Raw genomic sequence first — 651 nt, forward strand, 5'->3', positions numbered from 1 at the left:
GGCTGCCGTGGGCTCCGCCTCCGCTGCCGGATGCCCCGCCGGCAAGCCCGCAGCGGCCGCCTCGGCGTAGCGCCGCCACGGTGGCTGCCGGCTCATACCGCCACCAGATCCAGCAGGGCCTCCAACAGTCCCGGACCGATGCCGGGGACGGCATCAAGGTCCTCCGGCCGGGTGAAGGCGCCGTGCTGCTGCCTGAAGTCGATGATGCGCCGGGCCAGGACCGGACCGATCCGCGGCAGGGTCATCAGTTCCTCGGCGCCGGCTGTATTCACGTTGACCTTCCGGGCACCCGGTGCCGCCGCTTCCGGGCCGGTTCCCGGCTCCGGACCGGCCGCCTCCGGCTGCCGGGCCGGAGCCGGATGTTCGGGTGAGGGGACGAAGATCTGCTGGCCGTCTTCGACCGGGGCGGCCAGGTTCAATGCCGACTCGTCCGCGTCCTTCGCCGTGCCGCCTGCGGCCGCCACGGCCTCGAAGACCCTTGCGCCCGCGGGCAGCCGGACGATGCCGGGCCTGGCCACGGCCCCGGCGACGTGGACTACCACTTCCGTTCCCGGACCCGCTGCCGTCTCCGGTCCCGAGTCCGGTCCGTCGTCCGGTGCGGTGCTGGCAGCGGCGCCGGACGTCCCGGCAGTCCGCGGGGCCGGTGGCGAG

The 651-nt window shown here is 74.8% G+C and carries 1 protein-coding gene; it reads right to left on the reverse strand.

Features of this window, described 5'->3' with window-relative positions:
• Positions 1–92: 92 nt before the first annotated feature.
• Positions 93–651: helix-hairpin-helix domain-containing protein (locus tag ACFQ36_RS23240; protein ID WP_377017991.1), on the reverse strand; the 559-nt coding region annotated here is incomplete at its 5' end.

Origin of the sequence: Arthrobacter sp. GCM10027362 (assembly GCF_042679445.1) — a bacterium.
Taxonomy (GTDB): Bacteria; Actinomycetota; Actinomycetes; order Actinomycetales; family Micrococcaceae; genus Crystallibacter.